The sequence below is a fragment of the Aeromonas sp. 600527 genome (assembly GCF_049175415.1).
Lineage (GTDB): Bacteria > Pseudomonadota > Gammaproteobacteria > Enterobacterales > Aeromonadaceae > Aeromonas > Aeromonas veronii_A.
Genome location: NZ_JAAKVA010000007.1, coordinates 42,375 through 60,419 on the forward strand (window position 1 = coordinate 42,375; position 18,045 = coordinate 60,419).

Genomic DNA, 18,045 nt, shown 5'->3' on the forward strand with positions numbered 1-18,045 from the left:
AATCAAGCCGCCTCGGCAGCCAGCTTCTCGGGCGGGCGAACCACCATCCCTACCACGCAAGCCAGCAGGGTCGGCATCAGCCAGGCAAGGCCATTGTCGAACAGCGGCAGGAAAGCAAACGCATCCATCTTCATACCGGCAGCTCGCAGCCCATCCAGACAGCCAAACAGAAAGGCGACCGCCAGCACGCCGCGAAACACCCGCCGTGGATGGGCAAACCACCCCTTGAGGAAGGTGAGCAGCACCAGCGCGATGGCGACCGGATAAATGGCCACCAGCACCGGGATGGAGAGGCCGATCAATTCGCTCAACCCCACATTGGCCACCAGTGCACAGAGCACCCCCAGCAGCATCACCCAGTTGCGATAGGCCCAACCTGTCAGGCCATGGAAGTAGTCAGCACCGGCACAGAGCAGGCCGACCGCACTGGTAAAACAGGCCAGGGTGATGATGGCAGCCAGAATAAACTGACCCGGTTGGCCAAACAGGCTCAGGACGTAGGCATTGACGATAGCGCCGCCATTGCTGATATCGCTCGCAACCCCACCGGCGCTGTTGCCCAGCTGAAAGAGCGAGACATACACCGCCGACAACCCGACCGCCGAGATCAAGCCCGCAATGGTCAGATATTTGAACTGGCTGCGATAATCCTCAATCCCCTTCTGGCGCAACAAACCGATGATCAGGGCACCAAACATCAGGGAGGCCAAGGTATCCATGGTGTTGTACCCCTCCAGCATTCCTTTGGTCAGGGCTGCATCTATGTACTCACCGCTGGCATCAGGCATGGTGCCCTGCGGCGTCATAAAGACCCCGACCGCCAGAATAAGCAGCATCGCCATCAGGGCTGGGGTCAGATACTTGCCGACCGCATCGAGCAGCTTGCCCCGATCGAGCGCCACCAGGATCACCAGCGCAAAGAAACTCAGGGTGTAGATCAGCAGTCCCGCATGACCGGCATCGCCAAGCCAGGGCTTTAGCCCCATCTCGTAGGCGACCAGACCGGTGCGGGGAAGGGCAAAGGCGGGCCCCATGATGATATAGATGGCGATGGCCAGCGCCGTCGCCGCCCCGGCGGGCAGATAGCGGGTCATTCCGGTCCAGCCACTCGCGCCGCCCCCCGAGCTCCCCTTGGCCACCGCAATCAGGGTGATCAGCGGCAAGCCCACTGCCGTCAGCAAAAAGCCGCACATGGCGGCCAGCAGATGCTCACCAGCCATAAAACCGGCCAGCGGCGGAAAAATGATATTGCCAGCCCCCAGATAGAAGGCAAACGTCATAAACCCCAATCCGAATACGTCGGACAACTTCAATGATTTCGTCAAACTCAACCTCATCTGCCTTATCAGCTTGTTATTGATTGCACCCACTGCCTGGCAGATAACCGGTAACAATACCTCTCGCCCCCACACGGCCCTCGGACCGGATGAGGCGCACCACCTTTAGCATAAAGAAGAAGAGTTCGATCTCAATCACCAATTAATATCTTGAAACAATTTACTGCTGCGGAATTAATCGCCGAACAACTCGGCGTTCCATAAACAGGTGTCACACGTGGCGTATGGGAGGTAAGAAGGGGGGAACAGGTTATAGCGGCCAAATACGGCTGCTCAGATGCTATCTGCGAACGGTGACAACTACGGCAGTGTAAAGCGAGGCGAGAAACGAAGCTCACAGAAAACAAAAGAGCCTGCACGGGGCAGGCTCTTGCTCTTGGCAATATCACATCGGGCGTGATCAGGCAGCTTCGGCAGCCATCTCGGTCGGACGCACCATCATGCCAACTACGCAGGCCAGCAGGGTCGGCATCAGCCAGGCGAGGCCCTTGTCGAACAGCGGCAGGAAGGCGAACGCATCCATCTTCATGCCGGCAGCACCCAGACCATCCAGGCAACCGAACAGGAAGGCAACCATCAACACGCCACGGAACACCAGACGGGGACGGCCGAAGTAACCCTTCAGGAAGGTGACCAGTACCAGCGCCACGGCAACCGGATAGATGGCAACCAGCACCGGAATGGAGAGGCTGATCAGCTGGCTCAGGCCCACGTTGGCCACCACGGCACAGATAACGCCCAGCAACACCACCAGCTTCTTGTAAGCCATGCCGGTCAGATTGTGGAAGAAATCGGAACAGGCGGAGATCAGACCGACTGCAGTGGTAAAGCACGCCAGAGTGATGATGGCCGCCAGAATGAACTGACCCGGCTGACCAAACAGGCTCAGTACGTAAGCGTTGACGATGGCGCCACCGTTGCTCACATCGGTCGCCACACCGGCTGCAGTGTTGCCCAGCTGGAACAGGGAGACGTACACCACGCTCAGACCAACGGCAGAGATGAGGCCGGCAATGGCCAGATACTTGAACTGGCTCTTGTAATCGTTGATGCCTTTCTGGCGCAGCAGGTCGACGATCAGAGCACCAAACATCAGGGACGCCAGGGTGTCCATGGTGTTGTAGCCTTCCAGGATCCCTTTGACGAAGGGGCTGTTCTGATAGTCACCGGACGCATCAGGCATGGAGCCTTGCGGTGCTACGAATACCCCGACCGCCAGAGTCAGCAGCAGCAGCATCAGTACCGGAGTCAGGTATTTGCCGATGGCGTCCATCAGCTTGCCCTGGTTCATGGAGACCAGAATGGCCACACCAAAGAAGATCACGGTATAGGCAGCAAGACCAACCTGACCCATGTCACCGATGAACGGCTTGAGGCCCATCTCGTAGGCAACCAGACCGGTACGGGGCGCGGCAAAGGCCGGGCCTATGATGATGTAGATGGCAACGGCCAGCGCAGTCGCGACACCGGCAGGCAGCAGCTTGGTCATGCCAGCCCAGCCGTTACCGGCTTTCGCCACGGCCAGAATGGTCACCAGAGGCAGGCCCACGGCAGTGACCAGGAAGCCAAACATCGCCAGGGAGAGGTGCTCACCAGCCATGTAACCGGCCAACGGCGGGAAAATGATGTTACCGGCGCCCAGGTAGAAGGCGAAGGTCATAAACCCTAATCCGAGTACATCGGACAATGTGAGTGATTTCGTCAAGTTCAACCTCGTCTGTCTTGTAAATTATTGCTTGTTATAGTTTTTATCGGTCGCTGACCGGGTGTGTTCAGGGGGTATAAAAAAAGAGCCCCGCATGTTTTTTCATCGCAACCAGTGGTTTTAGCTGGTCTGGAGCGGGCGCTCGATCTGGAACCAGCATAATGGCGTGAAAAAATAGTTCAAGACGAAATTTACATCTTCAAATAGAAGGGGGTGGTCAGTTGGATATATCTGTCGGAATAGGCCCCATCAGCAGAATGGATCACAATTTCACCCCTCTCACACCTGTTTAATCCTCTGCCAAGTAGCAATAAAACACGATTTGCCTCTTTACCCTCTCTGGTGATAACAGCTGTATAACAAATGCCATGCAGATCATAATTCGCCGAAATGCATAAAATTTCATCGGCCATCGCCGTCGGCAGCACCAGCGCCACCTGCCCGTTCGGGCTCAGCAAACGATCGCAGGCCGCCAGTAATGCGTGGCTGTCGAGGGCTCCGGTATGGCGGGCCAACGCCCGCGCCGGATCGCTAAATGACTGGCCTGCCACGAAATAGGGAGGGTTGGAGACGACAAGATCGTAAGGGGCTGCCTGATAATCCTGAATGGCACTCTCTATGACGGTCACCCGATCGGCCCAGGGAGAGGCAGCCGCATTCTCCCGCGCCTGGCTGGCCGCATTAATATCCAGTTCGACCGCATCGAGACGGCAGTCAGATCTGCTGCGCTGGGCCAGCATCAGGGCGATCAGGCCGCTGCCGGTGCCGATATCGAGCACCCGGTGCGCCTGTTCGACCGGCGCCCAGGCACCGAGCAGGATGCCATCGGTGCCCACCTTCATGGCGCAGCGATCGTGATTGATATGGAACTGTTTGAAGGTAAATCCGCGACTACGTCCCATCTGGCCCCCGTCATCTGCAAAAATGGTGGGCGATTATAGCGGCTAAGACACACTCACCAATAGGAGCCGACGAGATAATCGCCTATAATCTGCCGTTTCCTTTATGACCGAGTATTGCCATGAGCCAGTCCTTTGATGATTTCGACCTGCACCCAGCCCTCAACCGGGCCTTGGCCGAGATGGGATTCACCCGCCCCACCACCATCCAGCAGATGGTGCTGGAGCCAGCCCTGGACGGCCGCGATATTCTGGCATCCGCTCCGACCGGTACCGGCAAGACCGCCTCTTTCCTGCTGCCGGCACTCCAGCACCTGCTGGACTTCCCACGCCGCAAGCCGGGCCCCTGCCGCATGCTGATCCTGACCCCGACCCGCGAGTTGGCGCTGCAGGTTACCGCCCACGCCAAGGCGCTGGCGGCCCATACCAACCTCAGCATCGAAACCATCATCGGCGGCGTCAGCCATGAAGAGCAGCTGCCTGCCCTGACCAAGACCACCGACATAGTGGTGGCCACCCCGGGCCGTCTGCTCGAGTACATCGAGAAAGAGGAGTTCGAGAGCCACGACATCGAGGTGCTGGTGCTGGACGAAGCGGACCGCATGCTGGACATGGGCTTTATCAAGGATGTGAACCGCATCGTGGAAGAGGCGCGCTACCGCAAGCACACCATGCTCTTCTCCGCCACCCTGGAAGGGGCCGGCCTTGAGAAGTTCGCCAACGAGATCCTCAAGGATCCGGTGGAGCTGCATGCCGAACCTCCCCGCAGCGAACGTCGCCCCATTACCCAGTGGATCCATCTGGCCGATGACGCCGCCCACAAGCTGGCGCTGCTGACCCACATCCTGAAAGATCCGGAAACCCAGAAGGCCATTATCTTCGTCAAGACTCGCGAGCGTCTGGCGGAGCTCTCCGGCCAGCTGCAGGCGGCAGGTATCTCCTGCGCCTGGATCCGTGGCGAGATGGAGCAGAGCAAGCGTATCGAGTCGATCCGCAAGTTCCACGAAGGGGAAGTACCCTTCCTGATCGCCACCGACGTCGCCGCCCGCGGCATCGACCTGCCGAACGTCAGCCATGTCATCAACTACGACATGCCCTACGGCGCCGATGTTTACGTCCACCGTATCGGTCGTACCGGCCGCGCCGGCAACCGTGGCTGTGCCATCAGCCTGGTAGAAGCCCACGACATGGCGATGGTCGCCAAGATCGAACGCTACACCGAAGAGCGCCTCAAGCGCCGGGTGATCGACGAGCTGCGCCCGAAACACAAGGAAGCGCGGGTACCGGTGAAGAAGAAAAAGCCGGTCGACAAGAAGAAGTCCGCCAAGAAGAAAAAGAAGAAGTGATCGCCTGGCGATCAAGAGAAGGGCCATCCCGCGGGATGGCCCTTCTGCATTCTGAATCACTCTGACGAGTGGTTATGCCGCCACTCTGCGCATTCCCATATGGGGGATATCATCTTCGAGATAGCCTTCCCCTTCCGCCACAAAACCGTGCTGGCCGTAGAAGCCTTGCAGATGGGCCTGCGCCCCCAACCAGATGCTGTGGGTCGGCCAGCGCGCCTCGCACGCCTTGACCGCCTCACCGATCAGCTGGTGACCGAGACCGCCGCCGCGCGCCTTGGGTGAGGTCACCACCCGGCCGATGGCGGCGCCGCTCTCGTCGCCGATGCCGGGCGCCATGATCCGCGCATAGGCCGCCAGCAGCTCACCCTGATACCCGAGCAGGTGCCAGACCCCCTCGCGGCGATCTAGCCCGTCCAGATCCTGAAAGGGGCAAGTCTGCTCCACCACGAACACCTCGGCCCGCAGCGCCAGCAACTCATACAACTCGTCAGTGGTCAGTTCAGACCAGGGTTTCAGGATCCAGTTCATCGGCAACTCCTTATCAGTTCGGCCTGCCAGCATAATCGTGGCGCCCGCCCCCTGCATTAACCTTTGTTAAGTTCTTTCAGCCGTTTGCGAATGCGGCTCAGGCTGATGGGAGTAATGCCAAGATAGGCGGCGATCTGGTGGTCGGGCACTCTGGCATCAAGCGTGGGAAAACTGTCGAGAAAGTGCTGATAGCGCGCCTGCGGGCTGCCGGTCAGCAGCAACTGCTCCTTCTCCTCCTTGATGCGCAGCTGCACCTCCAACAGGTGCTGGTACCAGCGCGGCCAGCCGGGCAGCTGGCGCAAGTCGGCCAGACTGAACAGCTGCAGATGGCAGGGTTCCAGCGCCTCCACGCTGTAGCGGGCTGGCTCGCCACTAAGCAGGTGGTGGAAGTCGAGAAACTCGTCCCCCTCCCAGTAGAACTCCTTGATGTACTCGCGGCCATCCTCCAGCACCAGCTTGGCCCGCAGCAGCCCCTGCTCCACCCTGACCAGCAGATCCGGGCTGTCGCCGGCATGCCAGAGGCAGCTTTTCGGGCTGAGGGTCAGCGGGCGGGCAAAAGAGAGGAGGCGCGCGGCCTCCTCTCTATCTGCGACCTGCGCCCAATCGAAGGGGGGTCTGTCAGTCAGCATGATTAACAGCGACGCTGACGCACGGCTTCAAACAGGCAGACGCCGGTCGCCACCGAGACGTTGAGGCTGGATACCGCCCCTGCCATCGGGATGCTCACCAGCTCGTCGCAATGTTCGCGGGTCAGGCGACGCATACCTTTACCTTCGGCACCCATCACCAGCGCCATCGGGCCGGTCAGTTTGGCCTGATAGAGGTCGTGATCGGCCTCGCCAGCGGTGCCGACGATCCAGACGCCGCGCTCCTGCAATTCGCGCAGGGTGCGGGCCAGGTTGGTGACCTGAATGAGCGGCACCACTTCGGCCGCGCCACAGGCAACCTTGCGCACGATCGGGGTGAGACCCGTGGCCTTGTCCCGCGGCACGATGACAGCATGAGCCCCGGCAGCATCGGCGCTGCGCAGGCAGGCGCCGAGGTTGTGCGGATCGGTCACGCCATCCAGCACCAGCAGGAAGGGCTGGCTCTGTTGTGCCGCCAACTCGTCCAGCAGGCTGGCCAGATCGTGCTCGGCGAGCTTGGGCGCCTCTTTCACCCGGGCCATAATACCCTGGTGATTGTTGCCTTCCGCTTTGTCATCAAGGGTCTTGCGGTTCACGCTCTGCACCTTGAGGCCGAGGGACTCCAGCTCGGCCAGCAGGGGTTGCAGCCGGTCGTCATCCCGCCCTTTCAGCGCCCATACCTCGATGAAACGCTCCGGGGTGCGCTCCAGCAGCGCGGATACAGCGTGAATGCCGTAGATCAGTTCAGTACTCATTTAGTGCTCTTGGCCTTATCGCGAGCTTTTTTGCCCGGTCGTCTGTTGCTGGGTTTGGCACGGCCACCCTTGGCGGGTTTGCCGCTCTCCTTGCCATCTTTCTCTTTACGCTTTTCGTGGCGCTCGGCGCTCTTGGCCTTCTCTTTCTTGATCTCGGCCATCTTGCGCACCGCCTGCTTGGCGTTCTTGCCGGTGATCTTGAGGGGCTCTTCCACCATCACGAAGTCGATCTTGCGATCGTCCAGGTTCACGCCCATCACCTTGACCCGCACCTTGTCACCCAGACGGTAGCGGCGGCGGAAGTTCTCGCCGATCAGCTGCATGTGCAGGGGATCAAACTGGTAGTAGTCGTTGGTTAGTGTGCTGACGTGCACCAGACCATCGATGTGGATCTCCGCCAGACGCACGAAGAAGCCAAAGCCGGTGACGCTGGCGATAACGCCGTCAAACTCGTCACCCACGTGATCCAGCATGTACTCGCACTTGAGCCAGTCGGCCACGTCGCGAGTGGCATCGTCGGCACGGCGCTCGGTCATGGAGCAGTGCTCGCCCATCGGGTCCACTTCTTCCAGCTGGTAGTGATAACCACCGCTCGGGGTCCACTTGTGGCGCAGGTTGCCCTGTTGCTCCTTGGCAGTCTGGTACTTGATCGCCCGGTGCAGGATCAGGTCGGGATAGCGACGGATTGGCGAGGTGAAGTGCGCATAGGACTTCAACGCCAGACCGAAGTGACCGATGTTGTCGGCCTGATAGATGGCCTGACGCATGGAGCGCAGCAGCATGGTGGAGAGCAGCTCCGCATCCGGGCGCCCTTCAAACTTGGCGGCCAGCTCGGCAAAGTCTTTCGGCTCGGGCTCGAGACCGCCTTTGAGCTCCAGACCCAGTTCGGCCAGGAAATCGCGGAAACCGGTCAGACGCTCTTCGCCCGGACGGTCGTGCACCCGGAACAGGGCGGCGGCTTCGTTCTTCTCGATGTAACGGGCAGCAGCCACGTTCGCCTGGATCATGCACTCTTCGATGATCTTGTGGGCATCGTTGCGCACCAGCGGCACGATGCGGTCGATCTTGCGCTGGGCGTTGAAGATGAAGCGGGTCTCCTCGCTCTCGAACTCCACCGCGCCACGCTGGTGGCGGGCATGCTTGAGCGCCTTGTAGAGGTTGTTGAGCTCTTCGATATGGCCCACCAGCGGATCATACTGCTGGCGCAGCTTGGGATCGCCATCGAGGATCGCGGCAACCTTGGTGTAGGTCAGACGGGCGTGAGAGTTCATTACCGCTTCGTAGAACTTGTAGCCGGACATGCGGCCAGCGGCGGAGATGGTCATCTCGCACACCATGCAGAGACGGTCAACTTGCGGGTTGAGCGAGCAGAGGCCGTTGGAGAGCACCTCAGGCAGCATGGGCACCACGAACTCGGGGAAGTAGACGGAGTTGCCGCGCTGATACGCTTCGGCATCCAGCGCCGTGCCGGGCTTCACGTAAGCGGAGACGTCTGCAATGGCAACCCACAGACGCCAGCCACCACCGCGTTTGGCTTCACAGAAGACGGCGTCATCGAAGTCGCGGGCATCTTCCCCGTCGATGGTCACCAGCGGCAGGGCGCGCAGGTCGATGCGGCCCTCTTTGGCTTTCTCCGGCACCTGCTCGCCGAGACCGGCAACCTCTTTGGTCACCTCTTCCGGCCAGGTGTGCGGAATGCCGTGGGTACGCAGGGCAATTTCGATCTCCATGCCCGGCGCCATGTTCTCGCCCAGCACTTCCAGTACGGTGCCGACGGCATTGATGCGGGAGGTGGCGCGCTGATTGATGCGCACAACCACGACCTGGCTCTGGCGAGCCCCTTTGTTTTCCCCTTCCGGGATGATGATGTCCTGGCCGATACGGCTGTCATCCGGCACCACGAAACCAACGCCATTCTCGACGAAGTAACGGCCGACAATGTCTGCCTCACGGGACTTGAGCAGGCGCACCAGACGCGCTTCCTGACGACCCTTGCGGTCAATCTCGGTCGGCTGCACCAGCACGTAATCGCCATGCATCAGGCGTTGCATCTCTCGGTTGTTCAGATACAGATCCGGACCACCACCTTCCGGACGCAGAAAACCGAAGCCATCCTTGTGGCCGATTACATAACCTTTGACCAGATTCAGGCGATCCGGCAGGGCATAACATTGGTTGCGAGTGAATACCAGTTGTCCATCACGCTCCATGGCGCGCAGACGACGACGCAAGGCTTCCAACGGCTCTTCATCTTTCAGCTTGAGGACCTTGGCCAACTCTTCACGGGACATGGGCTTTTCATGGCCCTTGATGAGTTCCAGGATCAACTCGCGACTGGCGATGGGGTTATCGTATTTTTCGGCCTCGCGTTCGAGGAAAGGATCTTTTTGAGACATAAGCAGGCCTTAGGGTAGGTGGTAACGGTGCCATTATATCGGAGGGGGGGGCGAATGGCATCCATCGGCTGCCTTTTGGCCAATCTCTCTGTCATACTATCTTCAGTTCGCTGGCATGATGAGACACAGAACTCATGAGTAAGGACACATTTGCCCAATCCGCCGCCTATCTCAAACAGGCGGTCCCTTTGATGATCAAGTACCAGATCCCCACGACGCCGGACAATTACCACCTGTGGTACAACTATGTCTCGGCCAGCATGCCCGAGCTCAACCAGGCGATTGATCAGGCAGTCAAAATGCAGGGAACCTGCTCGCTCACCACCTGCGAGCGACTCTATCACCAATATCTGGCCGCTCAGGACGAAAAGCAGATGGAGGCGATGAAACTGAGCCTCGCCGCCATGGCCAACGAGCTCGGCCACTCCATGCAGGACGCCATCTCCGATACCGGCATGTTTCAGGAGATGCTCGACAAAAGTTTTGACAAGCTCAGCCGCATTGATGACGAGGGCTTCAGCCTGGAAGACACCATGGGGATCCTGCGGGAGCTGGTGCGCGAATCGCGGGATGTACGCATGTCGACCATGCACTTTCGCAACCAGCTCAGCAATGCGGAGAAAGAGATCAAGGAGCTGCGTGCCGCGCTCAACGAAACCCGCAAACTGGCCAACGAGGATGCCCTCACCAACCTGCTCAACCGCCGCGCCTTCGATCTGGAGCTGGAAGGATTGATCCGCAGCCAGCACCCCTTCTCGCTGATCCTCGCCGATATCGATCGCTTCAAGAACTTCAACGACGAATATGGGCACCTGCTCGGCGATCAGGTGCTGCGCGCCTTCAGCAAACGGCTGCGCGATGCCTGCAAGGAGGGGGTCACCGCCTATCGGCTGGGTGGGGAGGAGTTCGCCATGCTGGTTCCCCATCGCTCGCTGGCACTGGCCAGACAGATGGCGGAAAGCATGCGCCGCGCCATCGAGCGGATGTCGATTCTGGATCGCAAATCGGGCCGCCGCATCGACCACATCACAGCTTCGTTTGGCGTGGGTGAGTTCAACGGTCAGGAGAGCGCAGACTGTCTGGTCGAACGTACCGACAAGCTGCTCTACAAGGCCAAGGAGCTGGGGCGCAACCGGGTGATGCCGCTCCCTTCCTGATTTGTCCCCTGCCCGACCGCAATGCCAATGTAAAAAGCCAGTCAGCTCAACTGACTGGCTTTTTGGTCTCTCTTGCACCGACAGGGGCTGTTCATTCCAGCCCCAGTGAAGAGCAGCTCAGTGTGAAGGATTACTCCTGCACCTCGCTGACACCTTCGACTTTCACATCAACACGGCGATCCGGAGCCAGGCAGACGATCAGCTCACGCTTGGACTTGCTGACGCAGCTGTCGCCGGTAACCGGTGAAGATTTACCACGCCCTTCCACATTGATCTTGGCGGCCGGAATCCCTTTACCAACCAGATAGTTGGCAACGGTCTGGGCACGCTGCTCGGAGAGTTTCTGGTTGTAGGCATCGGAACCGATACGGTCGGTGTGACCAATTACGGTTGCCACGCCATCTTTGGGTCGTGCTTGTTCAATCTGACTATAGAGGCTATCAAGTGCCTGACTGGCCTCTGGCTTGAGAGTCGCCTTGTTGAAGTCAAACAGCACATCGGAGCTCAGGGTGAACTGCTTCTCAACCATCACAGGTGCAGGAGCAGGTTCCGGAGCTGGGGCGGGCGCCACAGGGGCAACCTGACCAAAGCGATAAACCGCAGCCAGCGAGAGCAGGCCGTTATCCATTCTCAGACCGGTATCATCGCGGCTGCCATACGGGGTGGTGTACTGGTACTCCAGGCGAGCAGCCCAGTCGAGGTTGAATGCATACTCGGCACCCAGTGCTCCGACCATGACAAAGCGGCTGTCATCTTTGTAGACATCGCTCTTGGTATCAGCCCAGCCATAACCGCCACCGACACGACCATACAGATCCAGATTATCGGTAACTGGGAAACCCAGTTTCAGGGTCAGTTGAGCCAGCTGTGCAGTCACCTCATCGCTAAAAGCTGCACCGCTCTTCACTGCGTCGTATTTATATTTGCCCAGGTAGTCGTAACCCAGCTCCAGTCCAAGATTCTTGTTGATCTGATAACCGCCAAACACGCCTGCACCCAAGGCATCGTTGGTCTCATTGCCAAGGGTCAGGGCATTGCTTTCATCAATGCCGTAGAAGTTGGACCAACCCAGTTTGGCACCGCCATACCAGGTGTTGTCTTGACCGGCAGCCTGGGCATTGGCCGCCAGCAAGCCGGTAACCAGCAAGGTAATCAATGATTTTTTCATGTTTGAGCCTCTGCAACTTTATGTAGGAGGAGGTTGATTGATATCACCTCGTCTTATAGGTGCAACCACCCAAAAGCGATCGCAGCATATCAACGTTAGCCTATTTTCAAGTCACTGATATCAATTAACAAAAAACACTCTAACGCAACCACGTTACAAAAACAGCAACAAACGTTTGTTATTTGAACTGAATGTGACGCAAAAAGACGCACAGATGAGGGCAGATATGAGAAAAAGGCCAGCAACATGCTGGCCCGAAGCGATATCAGTGACGAACAAACTCGTAGTGCTGATCGATAAAGTCAGCAACACGCTGGCTCAGTACCTTGTGCACCGTCTTAGTCGGATGCACCTGATCCCAGAACATATGCTCATCGCAGTTGAGAGTCGCTGCTCGTCCTTTTGCCTGCCCGCTCACCACCGCCTGCGCCAGGATCGGGTTACCGGCAATAGCCACTCTTTCGGAGACACTCAAAGCCGGGGTCGCAGCCACCTCGGCGGCGCTGCCGGAGAACGGCTTCCATGTATAGCCACCACCGTAGCAGGCGTGTTCTGTGTCACTCAGCCCGAACTGCTGAGGATCGCGCATCATCTCGTCAAACTGCTTGTCCACTTCGAACAGCTTCACTATGCCGAGGGGAGCCAGCTCGCGAGTGAGGTTCTGCAACTTCTGGTTGTGGTAGCTGGCCACATGGCGCACCTTCTCCACCACCTTCATGCTGCGGGCTGACGGGGTCTGCCCCAGATCAGGAATGTTGAACAGCAGGATCTGCTGCGCGCCGTTGAGCACCAACCGGTTGGATGCCAGCCGGATGGTATCGATCACCCGATCCGCATCCCGCTCGGTGTTCCAGCCATAGGCCAGATAATCGTTGGCACCGACCCAGATCACCACCAGATCATCGGGGCGGAACTTGTCCTTTTTCAGGAACTGGTCGATCTCGTAATCGAGGTTGTTGATCACCTGATATTTGGGATCCCAGGACCAGAAACCGAGCCAGCCATTCAGGGCACCCAGATGGTTATAGGCCACCGCCGTTGCACCGCCTTCCGCCTCGTTGGCCACGACCAGACCGGGGAAACGCTCGTCACCCAACTGCTCCAGCCACACCGGGCCGTTGCTGAAGCGCCCGTTGAAGTAAGGTGGGCTGGAGGGGAGATACCCCCGCATCTTCTTGTACATCTTGCCGGTATCGGAGAGGCTGTCACCAAACATCACGACCCGGGAAAAAGGTTGGCGTCCCTCTGCCGCTTGCGCAGTCAATGCCATTAACCCCAATAAACAAACAAGCCATTTTTTCATATTGTTATGCTCTTCGATTAAGCAGGTGAGACCTGCGGGCTTCTCCTCGAATGGCGACAGGCATGGGAAGAGTCTGCTGCCACTGACTTCTGGTGAAGGCGACAGATTACAGTTCCATATGAAATCACACATGTTCCGCCATCGATGAAATCGCTTGCGCTCACAAAACAGCCAATCACAATGGGTTTATCTTTCACGCTTGTTTCACGCCCTGCACAGCACAATGCCCTCATACCAACGACAGGAGTATGAAATGAACAAGGCAAGCGCAAGCGTAATCGGACTGTTAACCCTGATGTCTGTCTCCTCTTTTGCCATGGCGGCCTACACAGGCCCGCAGGAGCAGAACAAGGTCTCCGTTGCTCAACTGAAAGATCTGGCCGATGACAGCTGGGCCACCCTGGAAGGGAAACTGGTCAAGCATCTGGGCGGCGAGAACTATCTATTCCGCGATGCCAGTGGCGAGGTTGAGGTCGAAGTGGATCAGGATGTGTGGCGCGGCACCGAAGTGGGTCCGGACGACCTGATCCGCATTCGTGGTGAAGTGGACCACAGCTGGAACAAGACTGAAGTGGAAGTAGAAACCCTGGAAAAGGTGGGCGCAGCGCCCAAGGCCAAAGGCGGCTTTATTGCCAAATAAGGCCACTTCTACGATGAACTGGCCAAACGTAAAAAGGGCGCTGTTGAAAGCGCCCTTTTCTTTTTTCTGTCGACGACTGCAACCAGTTAACCGGAGCGGCTGGCAAAACTGCGTTTGAATCCCTTCTCGGCCTGATTGACCTTGTAGAGATAGCGCCGTGCCTCTGCCTTGGGATGCTGTTCGGTCAGTACCTGATAGACCGCCTCGGGGGAGAGCTGGTTGATCATGCCGGGGGCCGCCTTGCGATCGCTGGAGAAGGTGTTGAGCACCCCGCCAGCACCGCCGTTATAGGCGGAGATCACCGCATAGCGGCGGGACTGGGGATCCTGGATATCTGCCAGATAGACGGTCTGCAACAGGTGCAGATAGGCGGTACCGACATCGATGTTGTAAGCCGGATTAAACAGGTCTTCCCGGGTAGGCTGACCACTCTTACCCTTGACCCGCACATAGACATCACGACCCGCGGTAGCCGGGATCACCTGCATCAGTCCATAAGCATTGGCATGGCTCACCGCATAGGGGTTGAAGCTGCTCTCGGTCTTGATCACCGCATAGATCAGGCTTTCAGAGACCCCGTATTTGCGGGAAGCTTCACGGATCAGGCTGGCATACTTGTAGCCCCGCCTGTCTTCGTGGTTGGCCACCATGGGAATATCGACGAAGAAGATGGTGCGAATCCCCAGTGTACGCTTCTTCATCGCAGTGTTGAGTAGATAGTCGGCGTAGCGCTCGGCACGCCAGGATGAACGAATAGGCTGGCGCTGATTGTCCAGCACCTGACCGTAGAGGAAAGGCTCGCCACCGGGCATGATTTCCCGATCGGAGTAAAGGTCCACTTCGGCTGGATCGTCCGGAGTAAGCAGGGTCTCGATAATGGCGCGACGCAGGTGAGCGCGCGGGTCGATGCCGGAGACAGTCTCGACCATGATATGGCCGCTGGAGAAGTCAATATGGGCCCGGCTCTTGTACTGATCCGTGTATTTGACGTAGTCAAACTTGCCCGCAAACAGCGCCTCTCGTCCCCATATCTCGTTCACATTATGGGAAAGCGCACTGATCATGTGTTCAAAACCGCGGATGTCCTTGCCGTTGACGAGATCGTCATCCTCACTCCCGCTGGGCTTGGGGGAGGATGAGCAGGCAGAGAGAAACAGCAGGGTGCACAGCAGCCAGAAAATTCGGCCCATAGGATCCTCAAACCGGGCGGCACTGCCGCCCATCATTCATATGCCGCGAGTAAACAAGGGGAGGCTAGCCACCTTTGGCCCAATCCCCGCTCACAGGTACTACAGTTCAATCGTTTACTGGCTGGGAGGGGTGTAACCTTCGATCTGCACTTCACCTGCATCAAACAGATAGCTGACCATCTCTTTTTCCAGCAGTTGGCGATGCTCAAGATTCATCATGTTGAGCTTTTTCTCGTTGATCAGCATCACCTGCTTCTTCTGCCACTCGGCCCAGGCTTCCTTGCTGATGTTGTCAAAAATTCGCTTGCCGAGCTCACCGGGATAAAGTTGGAAGTCCAGACCCGGGCCCTCTTTTTTCAGGCGTTGGCAAAATACAGTACGGCTCATGTTGACCTCTATGGTTGTAACTCTGGATAGGCGAGCAGACGGGCCGTGGCGGCCGCCAGCCCCACCTCGGCAGGATGGCGTAAGTTATACCAGAGTCGGTTATCTGCTTCCATGAGCCGCAGCGGCTGCGCCTCATCAATGTCAATCAGCAGCGGCCGAATATCGAGGTGGAAGTGACTGAATGTATGGCGAAAACCGGCTAGTTCCCGATAACCGTGATGACTCAGGCCAAGGGACGCCAGCAGACCCTCCACCTCCGCCAGCAAAGCCGCCTGCGGGAAGCAGTAGAGCCCGCCCCAGATCCCCTGTGGCGGCCGCTTCTCCAGCAGCAACTCATCGCCATGGCGGATCAGCAACATGATGCCATCCCGTGCCGGAATGCTCTTTTTCGGCTTACTATTGGGGTAGGCGGTGGGCTTGCCTTGCGACAGCCCCTGGCAATCGGTCCGCACCGGACAGCGATCACAGGCAGGCTTGCTGCGGGTGCAGATCGTCGCTCCGATATCCATCATTGCCTGATTGTATTGCGCCACACCCAGCTTGGGAGTGAGCCGGATGGCAATCTCCCACAGCTCGTTCTCCACCTGTTTCTGGCCGGGCCAGCCCGGCAGCGCCAGCCAGCGGGTGAGCACCCGCTTCACGTTGCCATCAAGGATGGCGTGAGGCTGACCAAGAGAGAGCGACAACACGGCCCCGGCGGTTGAGCGACCAATGCCCGGCAGCGCCACCACCTCGTCAAAGCGCTCGGGAAAGAGACCATGGTGATGATCGCGGATCTGCTGGGCCGCCTTGTGCAGGTTGCGGGCCCGGGCGTAGTAGCCAAGCCCGGTCCAGTGGTGCAGCACCTCGTCGACAGGGGCATCGGCCAGTGCCATCACATCGGGGAAGCGCGCCATAAAACGCTGGTAATAGGGGATGACTGTGGCGACCTGGGTCTGCTGCAGCATGATCTCCGAGACCCAGACCCGGTAAGGAGTCTTCTCCTGCTGCCAGGGCAGGGTTTTGCGGCCATGAAGCTCATACCACTCCAGAACCCGGCTTGCGAAGGTTGATTGATTCACGTTGTTCTCATGTCGTTGATATAAGGGGAACTCTGCGGCTCCTTCGGCTCATCTGGCCTGCGCGGGCATAAAGTCATCCCGCAGCATAGTGCCAGCTGTCTGGTGCGGCAGCGTAAGGCCTCGTCACGCCCAAGTCAAAGCCGCGCTGACTGGCGCTGCGGGCAGGTGGTGGTCAGGCAGCAAAGCGGTAACAAAGACGATATACTCGGCCCCACGATTTATGACGGGAGAGACGGTTTGCAGACTTATCTGGTTGGGGGCGCAGTGCGGGATCGCCTGCTGGGATTGCCGCAGGGCGACAGGGATCATCTGGTGGTCGGCGCCACCGTGGAACAGATGCTGGCGCTGGGTTTTACCCAGGTCGGTCGCGACTTTCCCGTGTTTCTTCACCCCAAAACCCAGCAGGAGTATGCCCTCGCCCGTACCGAGCGAAAACAGGGTCAGGGTTACACCGGCTTTGTCTGCCACGCCGCCCCCGATGTGACGCTCGAGCAGGATCTGCTGCGCCGGGATCTCACCATCAACGCCATCGCCGAGGATGATCAGGGCCAGCTCCATGATCCCTACGGTGGCATCAAGGATTTGGAAAAACGGCTGCTGCGCCACGTCTCCCCCGCCTTTGCCGAAGATCCGTTGCGCATCCTGCGGGTCGCCCGCTTCGCCGCCCGCTTCCACGCTCAGGGCTTTACCATCGCGCCGGAAACTCTCGCCCTGATGAGCGAGATGACGGCCGCTGGCGAGCTGGCCCACCTCACGCCGGAGCGAGTCTGGAAGGAGCTGGAAAAAGTGCTGCTGGGGCCGACCCCGCAGATCTTTATCGAGGTGCTGCGCCAGTGCGGCGCCCTGAAGGCGCTGTTCCCAGAGATTGATGCGCTGTTTGGCGTCCCCGCCCCGGCCAAGTGGCACCCGGAGATCGACACCGGCATCCACACCCTGATGGTGCTGGAGCAGGCGTGCCGGATCTCCCCGGAATTGACCGTCCGCTTTGCCGCCCTCTGCCACGACCTTGGCAAGGGAGTGACCCCCAAGGAGTTCTGGCCAAGCCATCACGGTCATGGCCAGAAGGGGCTGCCGCTTATTCGCGCCCTGTGCGAGCGGTTCCGGGTACCCAATGAGTGCCGGGATCTGGCGCTGCTGGTGAGCGATCTGCACACCCACATCCATATCGCCTTTGAGCTCAAGCCCGCCACCCTGCTCAAGGTGTTCGACAAGGCTGATGCCTGGCGTCGCCCCGAGCGCTTTGCCCAGCTGCTGGATGCCTGCCGCGCCGACTTCCACGGCCGCACAGGTTTCGAGGAGCGGGTCTACGCCGAGCCGGACTATGTGGCCGAAGCGCTGGCTGCCGCCCAGGCGGTGCCGGTGAAAGAGATAGTGGCGGCCGGTTACAAGGGAGAAGAGATCAAGGAGCAGCTCGCCAAAAAGCGGACCGATGCCATCGGCCGCATCAAGGATGAGTGGACCTTTATCGAAGAGTAACCTCGGCCCCATAACAGACGGCCGCCCTGATGATGAGCTCCGCAAGGAGAACATCGCCAGGGCGGCCGTTT

At 58.9% G+C, this 18,045-nt stretch carries 16 protein-coding genes; 4 read left to right on the plus strand and 12 right to left on the minus strand.

All coding sequences use genetic code 11. From position 1 onward, the window contains the following. Positions 1-2 precede the first annotated feature (2 nt). The 3 genes from brnQ (G5154_RS10835) to G5154_RS10845 form a co-directional block, all read right to left on the minus strand. Positions 3-1,280, minus strand: coding sequence for a branched-chain amino acid transport system II carrier protein (brnQ, locus tag G5154_RS10835; protein ID WP_421251001.1), 1,278 nt, complete (start codon positions 1,278-1,280; stop codon positions 3-5). A 457-nt stretch (positions 1,281-1,737) separates the two neighbouring features. Then, positions 1,738-3,042, minus strand: a complete 1,305-nt coding sequence (gene brnQ / locus G5154_RS10840; protein ID WP_270905671.1) for a branched-chain amino acid transport system II carrier protein — start codon at positions 3,040-3,042, stop codon at positions 1,738-1,740. A 191-nt stretch (positions 3,043-3,233) separates the two neighbouring features. After that, the gene (locus G5154_RS10845) at positions 3,234-3,944 is read right to left on the minus strand and encodes a tRNA1(Val) (adenine(37)-N6)-methyltransferase (protein ID WP_421250989.1); all 711 of its coding nucleotides are present in this window, start codon (positions 3,942-3,944) and stop codon (positions 3,234-3,236) included. Between the two features lie 119 nt (positions 3,945-4,063). On the opposite strand from G5154_RS10845, the gene srmB reads away from it, so the two are divergent. Then, a complete protein-coding gene (srmB, locus tag G5154_RS10850) occupies positions 4,064-5,287 on the plus strand; it encodes an ATP-dependent RNA helicase SrmB (RefSeq protein ID WP_005335816.1) in 1,224 nt (407 codons plus the stop codon). Positions 5,288-5,359: 72 nt separating this feature from the next. On the opposite strand, the gene G5154_RS10855 is transcribed toward srmB, so the two are convergent. From G5154_RS10855 to rnr, 4 genes are read right to left on the minus strand one after another with little or no spacing between them, the layout of a single operon-like run. After that, positions 5,360-5,815, minus strand: coding sequence for a GNAT family N-acetyltransferase (locus G5154_RS10855; protein WP_139410102.1), 456 nt, complete (start codon positions 5,813-5,815; stop codon positions 5,360-5,362). Between the two features lie 56 nt (positions 5,816-5,871). Then, on the minus strand, positions 5,872-6,444 hold the full coding sequence (locus tag G5154_RS10860) for a Crp/Fnr family transcriptional regulator (RefSeq protein WP_421244388.1): 573 nt from the start codon (positions 6,442-6,444) through the stop codon (positions 5,872-5,874). A 2-nt stretch (positions 6,445-6,446) separates the two neighbouring features. Continuing rightward, on the minus strand, positions 6,447-7,196 hold the full coding sequence (gene rlmB / locus G5154_RS10865; RefSeq protein WP_005343163.1) for a 23S rRNA (guanosine(2251)-2'-O)-methyltransferase RlmB: 750 nt from the start codon (positions 7,194-7,196) through the stop codon (positions 6,447-6,449). Beyond that, on the minus strand, positions 7,193-9,592 hold the full coding sequence (gene rnr, locus G5154_RS10870; RefSeq protein ID WP_421250988.1) for a ribonuclease R: 2,400 nt from the start codon (positions 9,590-9,592) through the stop codon (positions 7,193-7,195). Before rnr ends, rlmB begins: the two co-directional genes overlap by 4 nt. A gap of 134 nt (positions 9,593-9,726) precedes the next feature. On the opposite strand from rnr, the gene G5154_RS10875 reads away from it, so the two are divergent. Continuing rightward, on the plus strand, positions 9,727-10,749 hold the full coding sequence (locus G5154_RS10875; RefSeq protein ID WP_019445736.1) for a GGDEF domain-containing protein: 1,023 nt from the start codon (positions 9,727-9,729) through the stop codon (positions 10,747-10,749). 130 nt (positions 10,750-10,879) lie between these two features. Here G5154_RS10875 and ompA read toward each other — a convergent pair whose 3' ends face one another. Then, a complete protein-coding gene (ompA, locus tag G5154_RS10880; RefSeq protein WP_216979514.1) occupies positions 10,880-11,917 on the minus strand; it encodes a porin OmpA in 1,038 nt (345 codons plus the stop codon). Between the two features lie 265 nt (positions 11,918-12,182). Further along, complete coding sequence (locus G5154_RS10885; protein ID WP_069526899.1) at positions 12,183-13,220, minus strand: SGNH/GDSL hydrolase family protein; 1,038 nt, start codon at positions 13,218-13,220, stop codon at positions 12,183-12,185. A 253-nt stretch (positions 13,221-13,473) separates the two neighbouring features. Here G5154_RS10885 and G5154_RS10890 point away from each other — a divergent pair, with 253 nt between their 5' ends. Beyond that, positions 13,474-13,860, plus strand: coding sequence for a YgiW/YdeI family stress tolerance OB fold protein (locus G5154_RS10890; protein ID WP_216979515.1), 387 nt, complete (start codon positions 13,474-13,476; stop codon positions 13,858-13,860). Between the two features lie 86 nt (positions 13,861-13,946). Here G5154_RS10890 and mltC read toward each other — a convergent pair whose 3' ends face one another. The 3 genes from mltC to mutY form a co-directional block, all read right to left on the minus strand. Further along, on the minus strand, positions 13,947-15,050 hold the full coding sequence (mltC, locus tag G5154_RS10895; protein WP_216979516.1) for a membrane-bound lytic murein transglycosylase MltC: 1,104 nt from the start codon (positions 15,048-15,050) through the stop codon (positions 13,947-13,949). 114 nt (positions 15,051-15,164) lie between these two features. Continuing rightward, on the minus strand, positions 15,165-15,437 hold the full coding sequence (locus G5154_RS10900) for an oxidative damage protection protein (RefSeq protein ID WP_005343152.1): 273 nt from the start codon (positions 15,435-15,437) through the stop codon (positions 15,165-15,167). Between the two features lie 8 nt (positions 15,438-15,445). Next, positions 15,446-16,498: an A/G-specific adenine glycosylase gene (gene mutY / locus G5154_RS10905; RefSeq protein WP_421250987.1), complete on the minus strand. Its 1,053-nt coding sequence runs from the start codon at positions 16,496-16,498 to the stop codon at positions 15,446-15,448. 237 nt (positions 16,499-16,735) lie between these two features. Here mutY and G5154_RS10910 point away from each other — a divergent pair, with 237 nt between their 5' ends. Continuing rightward, positions 16,736-17,974, plus strand: coding sequence for a multifunctional CCA addition/repair protein (locus tag G5154_RS10910; RefSeq protein WP_421250986.1), 1,239 nt, complete (start codon positions 16,736-16,738; stop codon positions 17,972-17,974). Positions 17,975-18,045: the final 71 nt, after the last annotated feature.

Coding starts and splice junctions, on each gene's coding strand:
- G5154_RS10885 (WP_069526899.1), bottom strand. CDS start 13,220: ATGAAAAAATGGCTTGTTTGTTTATTGGGGTTAATGGCATTGACTGCG.
- rnr (WP_421250988.1), bottom strand. CDS start 9,592: ATGTCTCAAAAAGATCCTTTCCTCGAACGCGAGGCCGAAAAATACGAT.
- G5154_RS10845 (WP_421250989.1), bottom strand. CDS start 3,944: ATGGGACGTAGTCGCGGATTTACCTTCAAACAGTTCCATATCAATCAC.
- rlmB (WP_005343163.1), bottom strand. CDS start 7,196: ATGAGTACTGAACTGATCTACGGCATTCACGCTGTATCCGCGCTGCTG.
- G5154_RS10855 (WP_139410102.1), bottom strand. CDS start 5,815: ATGAACTGGATCCTGAAACCCTGGTCTGAACTGACCACTGACGAGTTG.
- ompA (WP_216979514.1), bottom strand. CDS start 11,917: ATGAAAAAATCATTGATTACCTTGCTGGTTACCGGCTTGCTGGCGGCC.
- G5154_RS10875 (WP_019445736.1), top strand. CDS start 9,727: ATGAGTAAGGACACATTTGCCCAATCCGCCGCCTATCTCAAACAGGCG.
- srmB (WP_005335816.1), top strand. CDS start 4,064: ATGAGCCAGTCCTTTGATGATTTCGACCTGCACCCAGCCCTCAACCGG.
- G5154_RS10900 (WP_005343152.1), bottom strand. CDS start 15,437: ATGAGCCGTACTGTATTTTGCCAACGCCTGAAAAAAGAGGGCCCGGGT.
- G5154_RS10860 (WP_421244388.1), bottom strand. CDS start 6,444: ATGCTGACTGACAGACCCCCCTTCGATTGGGCGCAGGTCGCAGATAGA.
- mltC (WP_216979516.1), bottom strand. CDS start 15,050: ATGGGCCGAATTTTCTGGCTGCTGTGCACCCTGCTGTTTCTCTCTGCC.
- brnQ (WP_421251001.1), bottom strand. CDS start 1,280: ATGACGTTTGCCTTCTATCTGGGGGCTGGCAATATCATTTTTCCGCCG.
- G5154_RS10890 (WP_216979515.1), top strand. CDS start 13,474: ATGAACAAGGCAAGCGCAAGCGTAATCGGACTGTTAACCCTGATGTCT.